This is a genomic window from Acinetobacter sp. 1130196 (assembly GCF_000588095.1).
Lineage (GTDB): Bacteria > Pseudomonadota > Gammaproteobacteria > Pseudomonadales > Moraxellaceae > Acinetobacter > Acinetobacter nosocomialis.
The window spans coordinates 74774-93379 of record NZ_JFWX01000002.1; the positions used below are offsets into that span (position 1 = coordinate 74774).

15 protein-coding genes and 1 tRNA gene are annotated in these 18606 nt (G+C 38.1%); 13 read left to right on the top strand and 3 right to left on the bottom strand.

Annotation, left to right across the window (positions count from 1 at the left end; genetic code table 11):
• Positions 1–164 precede the first annotated feature (164 nt).
• The 4 genes from J671_RS07015 (at position 165) to rpmE (ending at position 4281) form a co-directional block, all read left to right on the top strand.
• Positions 165–2354 carry an AmpG family muropeptide MFS transporter gene (locus J671_RS07015; protein WP_081404833.1) on the top strand — a complete coding sequence of 730 codons (2190 nt, stop codon included), beginning with the start codon at positions 165–167 and terminating at the stop codon, positions 2352–2354.
• Positions 2355–2356: 2 nt separating this feature from the next.
• On the top strand, positions 2357–2758 hold the full coding sequence (gene gloA / locus J671_RS07020) for a lactoylglutathione lyase (protein ID WP_002052709.1): 402 nt from the start codon (positions 2357–2359) through the stop codon (positions 2756–2758).
• A gap of 133 nt (positions 2759–2891) precedes the next feature.
• The gene (locus J671_RS07025; protein WP_086223797.1) at positions 2892–3863 is read left to right on the top strand and encodes a bile acid:sodium symporter family protein; all 972 of its coding nucleotides are present in this window, start codon (positions 2892–2894) and stop codon (positions 3861–3863) included.
• 193 nt (positions 3864–4056) lie between these two features.
• Complete coding sequence (rpmE, locus tag J671_RS07030) at positions 4057–4281, top strand: 50S ribosomal protein L31 (RefSeq protein WP_001200845.1); 225 nt, start codon at positions 4057–4059, stop codon at positions 4279–4281.
• 62 nt (positions 4282–4343) lie between these two features.
• Here the strand turns inward: rpmE and J671_RS07035 are convergent, their stop codons facing one another.
• The 3 genes from J671_RS07035 to epmB are packed head-to-tail and all read right to left on the bottom strand — an operon-like array spanning position 4344 to position 9226.
• Positions 4344–6452: an EAL domain-containing protein gene (locus J671_RS07035; protein WP_081404839.1), complete on the bottom strand. Its 2109-nt coding sequence runs from the start codon at positions 6450–6452 to the stop codon at positions 4344–4346.
• Positions 6449–8194, bottom strand: coding sequence for a hypothetical protein (locus tag J671_RS07040; RefSeq protein WP_004707685.1), 1746 nt, complete (start codon positions 8192–8194; stop codon positions 6449–6451). The genes J671_RS07035 and J671_RS07040 overlap by 4 nt, the downstream gene beginning before the upstream one ends.
• Positions 8195–8209: 15 nt before the next feature.
• A complete protein-coding gene (gene epmB / locus J671_RS07045; protein WP_002052728.1) occupies positions 8210–9226 on the bottom strand; it encodes an EF-P beta-lysylation protein EpmB in 1017 nt (338 codons plus the stop codon).
• A gap of 73 nt (positions 9227–9299) precedes the next feature.
• Here epmB and efp point away from each other — a divergent pair, with 73 nt between their 5' ends.
• The 9 genes from efp to J671_RS25775 all read left to right on the top strand — a co-directional run bounded on the left by efp (position 9300) and on the right by J671_RS25775 (position 18563).
• Entirely contained in the window at positions 9300–9869 is a 570-nt protein-coding gene (gene efp, locus J671_RS07050; RefSeq protein WP_002052936.1) for an elongation factor P, read from the top strand.
• A gap of 164 nt (positions 9870–10033) precedes the next feature.
• Entirely contained in the window at positions 10034–12130 is a 2097-nt protein-coding gene (locus tag J671_RS07055; protein WP_017394303.1) for a carbon starvation CstA family protein, read from the top strand.
• Positions 12131–12132: 2 nt separating this feature from the next.
• Positions 12133–12435 (top strand): YbdD/YjiX family protein, encoded by a 303-nt coding sequence (locus tag J671_RS07060; RefSeq protein WP_002052430.1) that lies wholly within the window; start codon positions 12133–12135, stop codon positions 12433–12435.
• A gap of 168 nt (positions 12436–12603) precedes the next feature.
• A tRNA-Val gene (locus J671_RS07065) sits at positions 12604–12680 on the top strand.
• A gap of 297 nt (positions 12681–12977) precedes the next feature.
• Positions 12978–14858: a potassium transporter Kup gene (locus J671_RS07070; protein WP_050674828.1), complete on the top strand. Its 1881-nt coding sequence runs from the start codon at positions 12978–12980 to the stop codon at positions 14856–14858.
• A 334-nt stretch (positions 14859–15192) separates the two neighbouring features.
• Positions 15193–15477 (top strand): hypothetical protein, encoded by a 285-nt coding sequence (locus J671_RS0104220; RefSeq protein WP_031981801.1) that lies wholly within the window; start codon positions 15193–15195, stop codon positions 15475–15477.
• 833 nt (positions 15478–16310) lie between these two features.
• The gene (locus J671_RS07075) at positions 16311–16877 is read left to right on the top strand and encodes a TetR/AcrR family transcriptional regulator (protein ID WP_031981802.1); all 567 of its coding nucleotides are present in this window, start codon (positions 16311–16313) and stop codon (positions 16875–16877) included.
• A 133-nt stretch (positions 16878–17010) separates the two neighbouring features.
• Complete coding sequence (locus J671_RS07080; protein ID WP_031981804.1) at positions 17011–18318, top strand: MFS transporter; 1308 nt, start codon at positions 17011–17013, stop codon at positions 18316–18318.
• Between the two features lie 119 nt (positions 18319–18437).
• Positions 18438–18563: a YHYH domain-containing protein gene (locus tag J671_RS25775; RefSeq protein WP_114271335.1), complete on the top strand. Its 126-nt coding sequence runs from the start codon at positions 18438–18440 to the stop codon at positions 18561–18563.
• The last annotated feature ends 43 nt before the right edge of the window (positions 18564–18606 follow it).

Sequence of the window (18606 nt, forward strand, 5' to 3'; positions counted from 1 at the left end):
TTGATATCCAGCAAAAGAAAACGAAGGTTGAAGATTAAAGGTATACAGGTTTAGCATAAAATATCAAGCAAACTTGCTGCTTTTATCACCAAAACAAAACTTGATTGCAGAAAGAATCTTGAAAGCAATTGTAAGAAGCGATTGAATAGACGCATTTATAATTTATGGAAAATAAAAAACGAATGACCACACAAACCTCTGGTTGGGTCTCGGCGTTTAAAGCATTTTTAGACCGTCGTGCATTAATTATGCTATTTCTGGGTTTTTCTGCCGGAATACCTATTTTACTAATTTTCTCTAGTCTTTCTTTATGGCTAGGTGAAGCGGGCATTGATAAAAGCGCAGTCACTTTTTTCAGTTGGGCAGCTTTGGGATATTCCTTTAAGTTTGTTTGGGCACCTCTCATTGATGAATTGCCAGTACCGGTCTTGACCAAGGCTTTAGGTCGAAGACGTGCTTGGCTGCTTATTGCTCAGTGTTTAATTGTGCTTGCGATTTGCACCATGGCTTTTGCCGACCCAGCTTTAGGCCATAGCTATTTGGTTCAAATGGCAGCCGGTGCAGTATTACTTGGCTTCTCGGCAGCAACGCAAGATATCGTAATTGATGCTTATCGTATCGAATTAGCTGAAACTGAAATGCAGACGGTGTTGGCGTCGACTTATAATGCTGGCTACCGTATTGGTATGATTGTAGCTGGGGCTGGTGCATTATTTTTAGCAGCACATTTAGGAACAGCTAAAGGCAACTATATTTACGAGGCGTGGAAAACGACCTATTTAACCATGGCAGTAGTCATGTTGGTCGGTATTGTTACAACCTTGCTTGTCCGTGAACCTAAGGTTAATCGCGTATATAAAAACTATAAAACTACTGATTATTACCGTCTGGTTTTAGTCTTCTTTATAGCGGTCATTTCGTTTGTCATAACTTATATTTACTCAGGTCAAATTACCGAGGCAATTTCCAAAGCTGGCAATATTCAAGATAGTGCAGCTTTATTTGGTTTAGAGGCTTTAAGATTCTTAACAGCAACAGGTTCTGCCATTTTAGTTGGTTATGTGCTAGTTAAGATGGGGGTGGTCAACCAGCAAATGGCAAAAGAAACTTGGATTGCTCCAATTCTGGATTTCTTTAAACGTTATGGTGTCAAACTCGCGTTAGTGCTTCTATTTTTGATTGGTTTCTTCCGTATTTCAGACATCATTGCCGGTGTGATCTCAAATGTCTTTTATCAAGATCTAAACTTTAGCAAAGAACAAATTGCTGAAGCTGTAAAAGTTTATGGTGTGATCTTTAGCTTGGTTGGAGGCTTCTTAGGAGGCTTATTAGCACAGCGTATGAACATCATGAAACTGATGTTTGTTGGTGCTGTATTGGCAAGCTCTACTAACCTCATTTTCATTGGTTTAGTGAAATCTGGCAAACCCCTTGATATGGTAGATGTTCAAGTGGGAGACAAACATTATAAAGCTCAGCCGGATGAAGTCGGTTATTGGAAGATTAAAGTCCCGAGTTCCAATTTTGATGGAACAAAACAAGTTGATGTAAAAGCTGGCTATGCTTTGCAAGGTCAACAAGCAGAGACCATAGTCCGAGTTCAACCTTTAGTAACAACGCATGCTGAACATGTACCCCTACAGATTTTACCTTTAATGGGAAGTGACCAAATCACTGCTAAATCTTCTGAAGGCAGTGTGGTTGTTCGTGGTCAGTATTTTGGTAAAGCTTTATCGCCTAACCAAAAGATTGTGTTGAATCTGGATGGACAGAATTTTGATGCAAAAATGACAGATCAAAAAGGTGTATTTAACGCTGCAATTGATATGCAGAAATTACTGTCATCACCAAGCAAACAAATTACTGCGTCAGTTGTCGAAGGAAACCAAAAAGTATTATCAGTTTCCCATCATTATAATGTTGCTTCAAATTCTCTACCCAAAGCTGAATTAGATGTAAATATTGACCCTTTACCATATATTGATACTCAGTCAGGTAAAGAGGTCGAGATTAGCGGTAAAGTCATTAAGCCTTATAGTTCGCTGTGGCTCTACTTTGCAATTGTTGTGGATAATATGGCTTCGGGCCTCGCGGGTGCAGCATTTATTGCATTCCTTTCGAGCCTAACCAGTGTGTCATTTACCGCTGTTCAATATGCGATCTTTAGTTCACTCATGACCCTTACACCAAAACTTTTAGGTGGATATTCAGGTACCATAGTGAGTAATATTGGGTATCCAAACTTCTTTTTGATGACCACATTGATCGGGATTCCAATCTTAATTTTAGTGGTTTGGGTTGGAAAACTACTCAAAGATCATCAAACACATGAAACAGAAAAGGCAGGTGAATAAACATGCGAATGCTTCATACAATGTTGCGAGTAGGCAATTTAGAACAATCTTTAAAGTTCTATACCGAAGTATTAGGGATGAAGTTACTTCGTAAACGTGATTATGAAGAAGGTCGTTTTACACTAGCATTTGTTGGTTATGGCGATGAAGAAAATAATACCGTGCTTGAACTTACGCATAACTGGGATACCTCAAGTTATGATTTAGGCAATGCCTATGGTCACATCGCAATTGGTGTCGAAGACGCTTACAAAGCATGTGAAGAAATTAAAGCACGTGGTGGTAAAGTTGTGCGTGAAGCAGGCCCAATGAAGGGTGGTGTAACGGTGATTGCTTTTGTTGAAGATCCAGATGGCTACAAAATCGAACTCATTCAGCAAGATGCAAACGCTAGAAATAATTAAGTAATTGACTCAGGCGCTTTAAGATTTAGGTCTTAAAAGCCTAGCTTTATTTTTATAGCCCAGTATGATGAAGGCTTGACCAAATGGTCAATTTATCAACTGGGTTTTTATTTGTCTAAAATAATCATAGGATGTGAACATGCTGAAGTTCTTGGCACTTGATCGATTTACAATTTTGTTAGTTGGTATGGTGTTACTAGCAACATTTTTTCCAGTCAGTGGTCAAGCTGCGCAGTATTTCAATACACTAACTACAGTCGCGATTGCAATTTTATTTTTCCTGCACGGTGCTAAGTTATCTCGTGAGGCAGTCATTGAAGGTATTTTGCATTGGAAAATGCACTTGCTGGTATTTGCAATTACGTTCTTTATTTTTCCTGCCCTTGGTTTATTGGCTAAACCTATTCTTTTGCCCTTATTAGGACAGCAGCTCTATTGGGGCTTTTTGTTTATGTGCTTCTTGCCCTCTACTGTTCAGTCCTCTATTGCATTTACTTCAGTGGCAAAAGGAAATGTAGCAGGGGCGGTATGTAGTGCATCTTTTTCAAACTTGGTTGGCATGTTCATTACACCAGTTTTAGTGAGTTTCTTTATTTTAGGACAAAGTCAGCATGGCTTTGATCCAACATCATCTATTGTAGAAATTACGCTGTTGTTATTGGTACCATTTGTTTTAGGGCAATTGCTTCGTCCTTATATTTTTCCATATATGGCAAAAGTACCAAGTATTGTAAAAGCGTTCGATCAAGGCTCAATTTTGATGGTGGTGTATGGTGCATTTAGTGGGGCGGTGGTTGCTGGACTTTGGCATCAAGTAAACTGGAAAACTTTACTTCTTTTGGCGCTGGCTTGCTCTGTATTACTGACTATTATTATGTTGCTTGCCCTGTATTTACCGCGTGCTTTTGGTTTTAGTCGTGCCGATCAGATTACTGTTTTCTTTTGCGGTTCAAAAAAGACCTTGGCAAGTGGTGTACCAATGGCACAAATCTTATTTATTGGTCAGCCTTTAGGAATGATTGTATTGCCAATTATGATATTTCACCAAATACAGTTAATGGTGTGTGGAGTAATCGCAAATTACTGGGCTAAATCCCAAGATTAATTCGCAAAAAAAAATTATATGGCGTATAATACTGTCCACTTGTTGTGCTTAGCTCTAACCCTAGAGGTTTCGGTGGGCCAAAAGAATGGTCTGTTGTGGTGTTGATCTGCTTGTAAAAGCTTTCCTCAATTTAATTGAGAGTGATCAATTGCGATGACAGCTTAAGCCTTTCTTCAATTAGGAGTAATCGACGATGCGCGCCGATATTCACCCAAAATATGAAAAATTAGTTGCAACTTGCTCATGCGGTAACGTAATCGAAACTCGTTCTGCTTTAGGTAAAGAAACTATTTACCTTGACGTATGTTCAGCTTGCCACCCTTTCTACACTGGTAAACAAAAGAATGTAGACACTGGTGGTCGTATCGACAAATTCAAACAACGTTTTGCTGGTATGTCTCGCTCTATCAAGCGTTAATACTTCAAAACGAAACAAAAAACGGGCTTATGCCCGTTTTTTGTTTTTAGCGTACAAGACCATTATTGGTCTTGCACATCTGTTAAGCGATCAAGCTTTTTCTGAAAATAATCACCTTGTAAGAAACGTGCTTCCACATTCCATGCATTAGCAAACAGATTCATGTCATTTAAGTTAGCTAATAAAATTCCAATTGGTTTTACAGTCAAATAGTTCAATATTTTTTCTTGCAAGCTATTGAGTCCTTGGTCTGAGCTTAATAGATCAGTTTTGCTAGACTGCAGTTTTACAAGCTGGATATCAAGCTGCTGTAAAATTGAATCGCTATACATAGAAGAAGCAAAGTCTCGGATTGAAACTTCTGCACCATGTTGACGTAAACGACCAATCAGCGGTTGAACTGTTGGAAGGTAGTGCTGAAGAGCTTGTTCCGAAAATTGCAAAATCAAAGGACATTCAAGTTTACTACCAATGATAGTAAGCAGTTTGGAAATCAGCTCAGGGAAGGTTTTATCTTTCAGCAAAATATCAATATTAAGGTTAATAATGAGCCTTGCTTTAGGATACTGAGCAATGAAATTATGAAGCTGTTTACAGGCTTCTACTAATATCCAGCGATCTAGTTGAATTGATAGTTCAGCATCTTCTTTTAATTCAGCTAAGTCATTTAAATCATGCCATTGTTCATCTGCAATAAAGCCACTCGTCACTTCATAGTTATGAGTTTCTTCATCATGTTTATCGTAAATTTGCTGATACTTAAGATGTATCTCACCTTTAGCTAATTTTTGTTTCAACTGCTGTAGCAAAGAAGACTGTGAAGTCATCTCAAAGTGCTCAATCGTTAAATCAAGAGGAATAGCTTCAATGCTCGGCGAAACTGGTTTTTCTACAATAGGTGTTATTTCAAGCTGAGGAGTAACTTGAGGTAGGTTCTGCTTTTCAGCTTCATTAAGTAATGAGCTAAATGTAGTTTCAGTTAATGGTTGGTTAAGCGGAGCATAGCCAAGTTTTAACTGTACCGAAAAGTTTTGCTCATTCACTTTTAACAAGTGTTCTTTCTGCAAAGTTTGTAAACTCGTCAACTGAGAATTTAAAACCGTACTATTTTCAGCTTGTAAAATCCCGACATAACTGCCCAAGTCGACTTGGAAAATCGGCATCTGAGCATGGTCTTTTAAAAAACCATGTAGCTGATTGAAATAAAGTCCTAAAGTTTGCCAACCTTGTTGAAAAAGTCGTTCTGGACACTGTGCAAGTCTAAATAGAACCAGAGCATTTGCTTGGGCAGGGTGGGTCGATAAATGACGATTAATCTGTGGCCAAGCTGCACTTAATCCAGCCGTTTTCTCGGTTAGCGCTGTATTTGCTGGTGTTTTTAAATCAACTTGATAGTCGATGGTCAGTTGTACAGCATCTTCTTCTTGGCTCGGAATAAATTCCAGTTTTAAAGCATTATTACCAGAAATAGCTTGATGCTGACTTTGAATTTCGAAACGTGCTTGATCAAACTGGCCTAAAGAAATTTTCTTAAAACGTTGTTTAAAAATATTTAAATCGTTAGGTTGTAAGACATCTAAAATCGGCAAACCAATAATATCTTCTTCTTGCTGGAAACCAAAAAGATTCAAATATTCGGTATTTGCCTTAATATGTATACCTTCTTGAAAAATAGCGACCGCTTTATGGCTGCTATCGACCAGTGTTTGCGTATGTGTATGAATGGTATCAAGCTCAGCCAAAAGGCGCTGTTCTTTCTGTAAAAGGCGGCTATATGACAGCGCTCGAACAAGCGTAATATAGAAATAGTCCAAAGGTTCTAATGGAACTACATCATAAATACCTTTTTGAATATAGTTTTGATATTGCGATGATTGGTAGTCATCTGGTTGTAAAAGTAAAATTGGAAGCTGTGGCTGTTCTGAGGCTTGAACAAGGGAGAGAGTTTGTTCAATTTTCAAATCATACGCACGACCAAAAATAATGACATCCCACGATGTATTTAACTGCTTTTCAAAACTTTTTAAATCATCAAGTAATAAGGCATTAACTTGATAATCATTCCCCGATAATAAAGTTAAAATTTGGTTATAACGTAACTGGTTATCATCAATAATGAGTAAACGTATTTCAGTACGTTTTAACTTTTTAGATAGTAAAGAGTTTCTCACTTTAATGCTTCCCATAAATCTTGGTTATTCGCGTTACTATTCTTTTTCAGCATGAACTGATCAAGCAGATGTTGTTGTTGCTCATTCAAAAGTTCAAATTGAAATTGAATAAAACTTTGAGTAATGAGTTGTGCTTTGAGTAGATACACTTTGATTTCTTCTGTCCCCAATCGTAAATGAATTGTTTGTTGCTCTCTAAAAATTTGAGACCCCGGTAAAATAAGCGTGTTTTGTATTTCTTCTAGGTTTTGAGTTTGTAGTAATAGTGCAGGGTGGTAATTACGAGTATGGCGCTCGGCCTGAATATGTACGGCACAAGGGAACATGGCTTGTGAAAGAATTTCTAAACCCAGCTCCAGACTTTTTTCAGTCGATTGTTTAATCCAGCGAATCACACCGCCACGCCACTGACCATGCAGCGTTTCTTTGACTAAAATATATTCGCCAGTTCTTAAATTTTTAGGGGCTTCACCAGACCATTTAATACGGTAGCCATTAACACTAATATCAAGCACTGTAGTTTGGTAAATCGTCTTGCTCTCACGACTCAAGCGCTGATACGAGCTGGTCTGTTGCTCTTTTTTTTCTAAGTTTGATAAGACTTTCGATTCACTTTGTAGATTATAGTTATTGTTAAGCTGTAGCGTTTCTTCAAAGTTTTTTGCTTTAGATAAATAAAAATGAGCAGTACTTAAGCCAAAACAGATTTGCAATGCAGCATTGTATTCATAACGTTCATGACGGCGCTGTGCTGTGGTACCCAAAATGGTTTGAACGTGGAATTTTAGTGCTGGACTCAAATAAATCTTTTCATTTTTAGACATGTATTGAGCATTTTTATGCATGGTGGCAGTCACATGCTCAAGCAAGGCTTGTGTACTAATGAAAATGCTTGGGTTGAAATTTGAGCTTTGCTTTTTGTTATATACAGGCGGATGGTCTTTAGTCGGATCGACTACATATTTAGTTAAAGCAGAGTCTTTAGGCAAGATTTGAATCATGCGTGCCCAGTCAAAACTACATTGAAACAAAGCTTGAATTTCTGATTGACGAATCTGATTGGTATTAAAAATATCTAATAAAATCAGCTGAGCATATGCCTGTGTAATATTTGCTAAAGGGTGCTGTACACCTTGAATATGATTAATATTGGTTAAATGATATTTATACTGAACGGCTGTTTCATAAAGCTGGTGAGCAATTAACCATTGACCTTTTACAGGTTCGCTGTAGAGCATATGCTGTTGGTATAAAAGGTTGGTGAGTTGCTGCAATGCATGGAATGTCGCCAAAATACGCGCGGTTTGTAAGTTTTTCTTTTGTTTAAAAGAAAATAAAGAGAACTTTTGTCTTTGTAGCTGCTCGTGGCTGGTCTGTGCAATATTTAAATAAATGCTGGCAAAATAACAACGCAGCAGCATTGCCAACTCAATAATATGCTCGTTACGGTCGGTACTAATCACCCCTTGGTTAAAGAAGTTTTTTTCTAAGCTTGCCAAAACATTATTAATAGTTGGGTGAAGCGTTTGAATTAAGTCAAAGCGGAGCGTTTCACTGCAATTTAATTCATTTAACTCCAAAATTGCGGTAAATAGCGCTTTTGAAGTATCACCCAATTGCATAATAGAAAGGGTAGTGACCCATTCATTAAGATCTTTAATGTTGGCTTCACAAAAGCTTAACCGTTCACGGGTACGTGAGGTTTGATTGTGAAAAATGTCCGAAAGTGCATTATTCATCATCACTTATTATATAACTCAAAAAGTTGTAGCCCCAAAAAGCGGTGTTTTATTCTTTTCGCCCGCAATTTCCCTGACGAGTTTAGGAACCAGATATCCAGGTAGGCTCGCTAACACGTCTTGATATATCGCATCTATTTCAGATGGCATTAAATCAAAATGTTGTGCGCCTTTTACTTTATCTAATACGTGTAAGTAATATGGCATAACGCGAGCTTCAAATAGACGATAACTTAAATCAGTTAAAGTTTGAGCAGAATCATTGACACCTTTTAGCAATACAGCCTGATTTAGTACAGTAATGTGGTGCGAAGATAACTCCATCAACTTTGAACAAGTAAAGTCATCGAGTTCAGAAGCATGGTTTGAGTGTACCACCAGAATAATACGCAGCCTACTGTTTTTTAATAAAGAAATAAGCTCTTCGTCGATTCGATTTGGAATGACAATTGGAACTCGTGAATGAATTCGCAAAATCTTAACTTGTTTGAGAGATGATAAGCGTTCTAGCCAAAGTGCAAGCTTACGATTAGAAAGTGTAAGGGGGTCACCTCCACTTAAAATCACTTCATTAATATCGGGATTAGCTTCGATATAATTTTTAATATTGAGCCAATCATCATTTTTTGGCAGATTTTCCTGATAGGGAAAGTGACGGCGGAAACAGTAACGACAATGCACAGCACATGCGCCTGTTAAGGTCAGTAAAAAACGAGATTTATATTTATGTAAAACACCCGGTAACTGATTGGCTGCTTCTTCACCTAAAGGGTCGGTTACAAACTCAGGATGCTCTTCAAGCTCTAAATGATGAGGTAATACTTGTAGTAAAAGCGGGTCAAGCGGGTTTTTAGCGTTCATTTTTCCGACGAACGCACGAGGAACACGCAATTTAAACTTTTCAGAAGCCAGAATCGCACCTGATAATAGCTGATCTGAGGATAACTCGAGTAGGCTTAGCAGTTCAGAAGGATCAGTAATAAGGTCACTGAGTTGTGATTGCCAGTTTTGCTCTTGGTATAAATAGTTTATCATTTGACACGATTAAGATAATGCAACAACGCATTATATCGCATAGTTGACTTGTTAAGTTTGGAGTGTGCCTTTCATGGCCTATTATTCTACAAATGATTTCAAAGCTGGCCTTAAGGTTATGCTTGATGGTAACCCATGTTCTATCATGGAAAACGAATATGTAAAACCAGGTAAAGGTCAAGCGTTCAACCGTGTAAAATTACGTAACCTTAAAACTGGCAAAGTATTAGAAAAAACTTTCAAATCAGGTGACTCTTTAGAAGCGGCTGACATCGTTGAAGTTGAAATGGATTACTTATACAACGATGGTGAAATGTGGAACTTCATGGATCCTGTAACTTTTGAGCAAATCGCTGCAGACAAAACTGCAATGGGCGATGCTGCTAAATGGTTAAAAGACGATTCAAATGAAAAATGTACAATTATGTTGTTCAACGGTGTACCTTTAACTGTAAACCCACCGAACTTCGTTGTATTAAAAATCGTTGAAACTGATCCGGGCGTACGTGGTGATACATCTGGCGGTGGCGGTAAACCAGCTAAGCTTGAAACAGGTGCGGTTGTTCGTGTTCCGTTATTTGTTCAGCAAGAAGAAAGCGTTCGTGTAGATACTCGTACTGGTGAGTATTTAGAGCGTGCATAATAGTTAAAAAATAAACTATTATCGAAGGGATGATGTAAATCATCCCTTTTTTTATGCGAAAGTATAAGAGGAAAAAAGAAAAAGGAGGAGTAGAGTCACAGGGATTAAGAGAAACAGTACATAACAATATAAAAATGCTGTAGTTATTTATTGAGAGGTTAAGAATGGACACAATGCAAGCGAAATCTACGCTTCCCTCCAAGCTGGTCTGGAGCCTAGTGGCAATTATAGGTGCAATTTCTTTTGGGATGCTGGCACTCAGTCGTGGTGAACATGTTAACGCGGTTTGGCTTGTACTGGCTGCAGCATGTGTATATAGCATCGCATATCGATTTTATAGTCTATTTATTGCAACTAAAGTATTTGAATTAAACCCAAGACGTTTAACCCCAGCTCATCGTTTAGCCGATGGTCTGGATTATGTACCCACCAATAAATATGTGCTTTTCGGTCACCACTTTGCTGCAATTGCAGGGGCAGGACCGTTAGTTGGACCAATTCTGGCTGCACAAATGGGCTTTTTACCAGGAACGATCTGGTTATTGGTTGGTGTTGTGTTGGCGGGGGCAGTACAAGACTTTTTAGTCTTATTTATCTCAACACGTCGTGATGGCCGATCACTTGGTGAAATGGCAAAGCAGGAACTTGGTTCTTTTGCTGGTGTTGTGGTGATGCTCGGTGCACTCGGGGTAATGATTATTATCCTTGCCGTACTGGCGTTAGTGGTTGTTAAAGCACTTGCACATAGTCCATGGGGTGTCTTTAGTATTGCAGCAACCATTCCAATTGCATTGTTCATGGGCGTTTATATGCGCTTTATCCGTCCGGGACGTATTGCAGAAGTTTCAATTATTGGCTTTGTTTTAATGATGCTGGCAATTGTCTATGGTGGACATGTTGCAGCAGACCCATACTGGGGTGAGTTCTTCACTTTAACAGGTACACAGCTCACTTGGTGTCTCATCATTTATGGTTTTATCGCATCGGTATTGCCAGTTTGGTTGTTATTAGCACCGCGTGATTATTTATCTACCTTCCTCAAAATCGGGGTGATTCTTGGTTTGGCGGTGGGTATTATCATTGCATTACCTGAATTGAAAATGCCGGCTGTAACCCACTTCATTGATGGTACAGGTCCAGTTTTCTCAGGTAGCTTATTCCCATTCCTATTTATTACTATTGCTTGTGGTGCCATCTCTGGTTTCCATGCGCTTGTTTCTAGTGGTACAACACCAAAACTCGTCGATAACGAAGCTGACATGCGCATGATTGGCTATGGCGGTATGCTTATGGAGTCTTTTGTCGGGATCATGGCAATGATCTGTGCGACAGTGTTAGACCCGGGTGTGTACTTTGCGATTAATGCGCCAGCGGCAGTACTCGGTACAACTGTAGAAACTGCGGCAGAAGCTGTACGTAACTTAGGTTTTGTTGTTACCCCAGAAATGCTGACCGTGTTGGCTCAAGAAGTAGGTGAAAGCTCGATTCTTTCACGTACAGGTGGTGCACCTACCTTCGCTATTGGTATGGCTCATATCATTTCTGAAATTTTTAATAGCCGCCAAATGATGGCATTTTGGTATCACTTTGCCATTTTGTTTGAAGCATTGTTTATTTTAACTGCTGTCGATGCTGGTACTCGTGCTTGTCGTTTCATGGTGCAAGACACGGTAGGTATTGTTATTCCTGCGGTTAAAGCATCAGGTTCATTCTTCGGTAACTTAGTCGGTACGGCTGTTGCGGTAGGTGGATGGGGCTTCTTCGTCTATCAAGGTGTGATTGACCCATTAGGTGGCGTTAACTCATTATGGCCTTTATTTGGTGTTGGTAACCAAATGCTGGCTTCTATGGCACTCATTTTAGGTACAGTCATTCTGTTTAAAATGAAAAAAGAAAAATATGTATGGGTAACGATTATTCCGACTATTTTCTTGTTCGTGACTTGTATGACTGCGGGTTGGCAAAAGATTTTCCACGAAAACCCAAAAATTGGTTTCTTGGCGCAAGCGCATAAGTTCTCTGACGCGATTGCTCGTGGTGAAATTATTAAACCAGCCAAAACTATTGCTGAGATGCAAAACATTGTGATGTCGAATCAGATTAATGCTGCGCTTTGTGGCTTCTTTATGATTGTTTCGATTGTCATGATTATTGCCTCAATTGGTATTGTTCGCCGTGCTTTAGCGAGTCCGAAACCGACTGTAAATGAAGCGCCTGCGGTATATGCCGATCCTGAAGTGGTTACCACTCGAGGAGAATAAAGATGAATTTTAAATTTGCAAAAAATGGAACTGTCATTATTGCGAAAATCATCAAAATGACAGTGCTCTCGCAAAAAGAGCTATTACTTTCTCCAAAGAACTGGTCGCGTATAGCAACCTTGTGGCAACGTTTACAGCAAAGCTTCCGACTGATGGTTGGTGTGCCGGACTATCAAACATATTTGGAGCATATGAAAGCCCATCATCCAGATTTAACACCTATGGATGCAAAGACTTTCTATCGACATTGTGTTGATGTGCGTTATCCATCGGCAGGTGGTACTTTGAAGAAATGCCCATGTTAAGTTGAGCTTGATATTTGGCTAACCAAAGACGGTATGTGGTTGAACCATGTACCGTTTTACTTTTTGGGAAATGAAAAAGAGTTTGCTCAAAGTCTGCTCATTTGTATTTTTTTCAATGGCAAATCTCTTGTTTTGCTTTTGAAAAATGAATATGATGCTTTCCATTCTAGGTGTATAGCTCAGTTGGTTAGAGCGCTACGTTGACATCGTAGAGGTCTCCAGTTCGAGTCTGGATATACCTACCAAGATTCGCTGTTAAATCAGCAATTTAAAAAACCGCCTTAAATGGCGGTTTTTTATTTTCGGGGTATTTTCGGGGAATTAATTCACGCCTTAATGTGGATAAGTACGAAAATTAGTCAAGTTTAGAATTCAAATACTATGAGAGTAGACTAATTTTGTGTTTATAGTCTCCTTATTATAGGGAGTAATATCTTATTAATTATTAATGCTATTGATTTTTATATTTTGATCAATGATAGTGGATTATAGGTATTAGTACTTCTATATAAGAATAATAATTTCATATCAAGGAGATATGGATGAGTTCACATGAGATTGGACGTCAAAAAATGTCAGCAATGACATTGGGTGCTTTAGGTGTGGTTTTTGGGGATATTGGTACTAGTCCACTTTACGCTTTTACCCAATGTTTTCATACATCACATAATGTTCCTATAAATGAAGCGAATGTTCTAGGCATTTTATCATTGATTTTTTGGGCACTGATGATCGTGGTGTCCTTGAAATTTAGTATGTTAATTATGCGTGCTGATAATCATGGAGAGGGGGGGATCTTAGCATTATTAGCTCTTAACATGCACAATAAGCAAATTGGGCCTAAAGTGCGCTTTGGGTTAATTACAATTGGTTTATTTGGTGCTTCATTGTTTTTTGGTGATGGCATTATTACCCCCGCTATTTCAGTATTGTCAGCAGTAGAGGGATTGTCGGTAGCAACCCCTATTTTTACACCGTATGTGATACCAATTACGATTGTGATTCTAATTGGATTATTTATGATCCAGAAAAAGGGAACTGGATCCGTAGGCCGTTTTTTTGGACCTATCATGCTACTGTGGTTTTTCTCAATAGGTTTTATTGGCCTATCTCACATTATCAAGAACCCTTTTATCTTGAATATGCTTAATCCGTATTGGGCTTTTCCTTTCATTGAAAATAACCCTGTGACTGCATTTGTAGTTATGGGAGCAGTTGTATTGACGATTACAGGTGGAGAGGCATTATATGCGGACATGGGCCATTTTGGTCGTAAGCCAATTCAATTGGCTTGGTTTTTTGTTGCGTTACCATGCTTGGTATTAAACTATGCAGGACAAGGTGCGTTGATTCTGCAAAACCCGCAGGCCATCGATAATACTTTTTTCATGATGGTACCTAAAATAGCACTATATCCTATGATTGCTTTAGCAACTGCTGCGACAGTAATTGCCTCTCAGGCAGTTATTTCAGGTGTGTTTTCTATGGCACGTCAAGCTATGCAATTAGGTTATTTACCACGTTTTGCGATTGACCATACCTCTGAATCTGAAATTGGTCAGATTTATATACCAGCATTGAACTGGATGTTGCTTGGAATGATTATTAGTTTAGTGCTTATGTTTCAATCTAGCGCTAATCTAGCTTCAGCTTATGGTATTGCAGTAACTTTGACTATGTTTTGCGATACGATTTTAGTTGCTTTCATCATGTATCACTTATGGAAATGGCCTTCGTGGGTCATGTTGTTAATTGCGATACCTTTGATAATACCAGATCTCCTCTTTATTGCTTCAACTTCACTAAAAATTGTAGATGGCGGCTGGTTCCCATTAATGATGGGTGCGATCACTTTTATAATTATGACAACATGGCGCCGTGGACGTGAATTACTACTGAACAAGTTGCAAAGTGACACTATGCCATTAGATTTATTTATTAAGAGCTTGGAGTCTAGTGCTTATATGGTGAGTGGAACGGCTGTATTTATGACAAGTAGTCCAAAAGTTGTTCCTCATGCTTTATTACATAATTTAAAACATAACAAAATACTTCATGAACGTAATATTTTGATCACCATAAATACTCGTGACATTCCATATGTAGATGAATCAGAACGTATTGATGTCGAAGTATTAGATAAGCACTTTTTACGAGTCACTGCTTATTATGGATTTAAAGAGCAGCCAAATGTACCTCAAGCATTAGAACAAGCTTTAACTAAGTTGAATCAACCATATAACATTATGGACACAAGCTTTTTTGTATCACGTGAACGTGTAATCCATAACGTAGGTGATGGTATTGTTTCATGGCGTGAAAAACTGTTCATTTCAATGCAACTTAATACGAGTCCTGCTAGTGATTTCTTCCAGATACCAGCTAACCGAGTGGTGGAAATGGGGAGCCAAGTAGAGATTTAGGGATGCCTTGATTGATTTTATGTATGCGAAAATAAGAGGCTTTTTAAAGGCTTAAATTTAGAAGGTTTAAGCTTTTTATTTTCATGATTCGAGAACTTTTTGAGAAATTTACTCTATTTCAAGTTGCTCATCTTCTTTTATATTATTCTATTTTTTATTTAAATAATAACTACTTACTATGAGTAAGTAGTTAGGTTAAAGATGAGGTAGTAACTACTTTTGAAGAAGCAATGAAGCAGCATAAAAATAACAAGCCCTCTAAGTATGCTTTTTTGTGTGACATTTTTTATCTGCTTTGTTAGATTGTGTGAGCTTTATAACAAATGGTGAAGAAATGAAAAAAATTCTAGTTGTAAGTTTGTTTTTAACTCTTTTGGGATGTTCTAAAGATAAGCCTCATGATGTTTTTGAAGGAGGTTTTGCATCAATGGAAGCCTGTTTAGCAGATGTAAAGTTGAAAGCTGGCCGAACTCCTGTTGTTGAATTAATGAATGACACAAAAGTTGCTGGAAGATTTAATGGTATGAAAAGAACGCAAGGTGTTTGGTCTTGTGAATTAAAGCAAAATAAAACTGGATTACCATTTTATGGATTTTATAGCATCGAAAAAGATCTATAGATATTTTAAAATTTAAGTGTTTATGAAATGCCGCCTTTATAGGCGGTTTTTTTATCTGAAGAAAACTTATGGCAACTAAGCGTGGACGTTGACCTTAAATTTATTAGTAAATATTGGGTCATATATCCAAGGTTTGTCTCGTGCTGAGTGTCAGACGCGCCTGTAAATTTTCCTAATTTTTAGAAGGTTATACCCTTGAAGCTATAATTTTATAAACCCCACTTAAACAATCACTTATCCATTATTTATTCTTACTTTTTAATGATCTAATTTAAAACAAATGTCATTTTGTGTGCTTGACTGTAACAGGGTTGGGCACTATTCTTTGCCTGCTGGCCACATTGCCAGCCGGCTTTGACAGGCTGAATAATAACTCCCGCATCAGAGCTTTTCCTTCTGAGGAATAGTTTTGTGTGTGGTGGACCACTCGTTCCCTCCCGTAGCGGTAGGACGGGAGAGGGACACCTTCGGGTGTGCTAGTTTGAGTTATTACTAGTCTGTCAACCTTCTTCCGTTCTGCCACCATAATTCTATAAATGTCTGGCAGAACTCCCAATAAAAAGGAGTTGGCTTTGCACATCCATTATTTCTTGGCAGCCGTTGCCAAAAGCTATAACGACACCACTTAAAAATTTAAAGCAGCTTGATCACCTTTAAGGTTTTCAGGCTTTCAGTCATTACGGCTCAAAAAACTTGCATCACCAATAAAACTTGAGATGTGCCAAGCACAGTCTTTATAGGCTTTGCTGTGCCTTTTTTTCTCCCAAAAAGGGCACAGGCTTTTTATATCTCTTTTATATACAAAAAAAATTTATTTTTATAACGGTAAAACTATGTCAAATTTTATTCTCCCAACACGTGCTTTAGAAGTTGTAAAAAAAGGAATAAATCTGTTCCATCACGGTGGATTTCACATGGTCGGTGTCGACAAAATTGTGAAAGAAACCGAAGTGAATAAAATGACGTTTTATAATTATTTTCACTCTAAAGAACGCTTCATCGAAATCTGTTTAATCGTACAAAAAGAACACCTCCAAGACCAAGTGGTTGCACTGGTCGAGTATGACCATGACACAAGCACAACCGATAAACTCAAGAAGTTGTATGTTCTACATACCGACTTAGAAGGCCCGTACTACTTATTATTTAAGGCTATTTTTGAAACTAAAAATAGTTATCCAAAAGCTTATAAAACCGCGGTGAGATACAGAACATGGCTGACCAATGAAGTTTATAGTCAGCTTAGATTACTTAAAACTGATGCTTCTTTTACCGATGCCAAACTCTTTTTATATATGATTGAAGGCAGAATTATTCAGCTTCTAAGCTCTGATGAGACAGATGAAAGAGACGGGGAGTTAGAATGGCGCTGGATACTGAAACTGCTAAGATTAAACTAGATTTCTGATACTTTTATAATGGCCTAAGGCAGCGAATAAAAAGGCATTTTAAGCTTCTCTTTAATTTCTTAGGTTAACATCTAAAGAAATTCCTTGTTTGGAATGAATTGAATTCCTATCAAAGGAGAACCAAATGCTGGAAGTCTTAAAAAATAGTACATATCGGCATTTGTTTTTAGCCCAAGTCATTGCATTGATTGGTACTGGGCTAATTACAATTGCATTGGCTTTACAAGCCTATGACATTGCTAAAGGGCAGGCTGCGCAAGTTCTTGGTATTGCTTTGGCAATTAAAATGATTGCTTATATTGGCGTTGCTCCAATTGCCTCAGCTTTTGCAGAAAGACTTCCTCGTAAAAAGGTTCTGGTGACTTTGGATGTGATTCGAGCGTGCACTGCTTTATGCCTACCATTCGTTACTCAAATTTGGCAAATTTATATTCTGATTTTTCTTTTACAGTCTGCATCGGCAGCATTTCCCCCAACATTTCAAGCCATGATTCCCGATGTCTTACCCGAGGAAAGAGAATATACCAATGCGCTATCTCTATCTCGGTTAGCATATGACTTAGAAAATATTATTAGCCCGATGTTGGCAGGTTTTTTACTAAGTTATATGAGTTATCACAACTTATTTTTAGGTACAGTGATTGGATTTATTGGCTCGGCGCTTTTCGTTGTAAGTACAAAACTACCCGTGGCTCAGGTTGCTGCATTTCAAGGTATATATAGCAGAATAAAAAGAGGGGCAAAAATCTATTTCAACACTCCTCGTTTAAAAGCTTTATTGGCATTAAATCTAGCCATTGCTTCTGCGAGCGCTGTGGTAATTGTAAATACTGTCGTTTTAGTACAATCCACTTTTAAATTGTCCGAACATGCGACCACTTGGGCGTTTGGGTTATTTGGCTTAGGATCAATGCTTTCGGCTTTTATGCTTCCTAAAGTTTTAGAAAAATTTGATGACCGATCTGTCATGCTGACTGGAACGGTAATTTTGGTAATTGGTTTATTTAGTGGATATTTTATCGCTTCATATGATTGGCTTTTAGCACTCTGGTTTGTTTTGGGAATAGGGTATTCAGTCTCACAAACTCCAACGGGTCGACTCATTCGTAAGTCTGCTTCAAGTGAAAATAGAACGGCTTTGTTTGCTGCACAATTCGCGTTTTCACATGCATGCTGGTTAATTACATATCCTTTAGTGGGATGGTTAAGCACTCACTTTGGAACTTTATTTACTTTTATTCCTATGGCAATTATTGCTTTAAGTGCATTGTCTTTTGCCTATTTCATCTGGCCGAAAAATGATGACTTAGTTTTATCTCATACCCATCATGACTTACCTGCTGGACATGAACATTTGGTTAACCATAGCCATAACGGTGAGCATGCACACGAATATGTGATTGATGATTATCATCATAAATGGCCGAAATAAGAAAGAAACTAACTTACTAGACTAAAGTTCAAATGTCATTCATCTGCTTTGCATCTTTTTAGTGCTTTTATTTTGTACACTAAATGCTCATTATAATTCCAATTTAAGGAAGCAAGCTCATGAAAAAATTATTATTTATTTGTTTAATTGGTTTAGCGGTCACAAATGCTAACGCTCACTCTGGCGGGACTAACTCATCAGGATGTCATACCAATAGTAAAACGGGACAATATCACTGTCATTAATAAAAAAAGAGTAAGCATAAGGCTTACTCTCTTGTTTTAATAG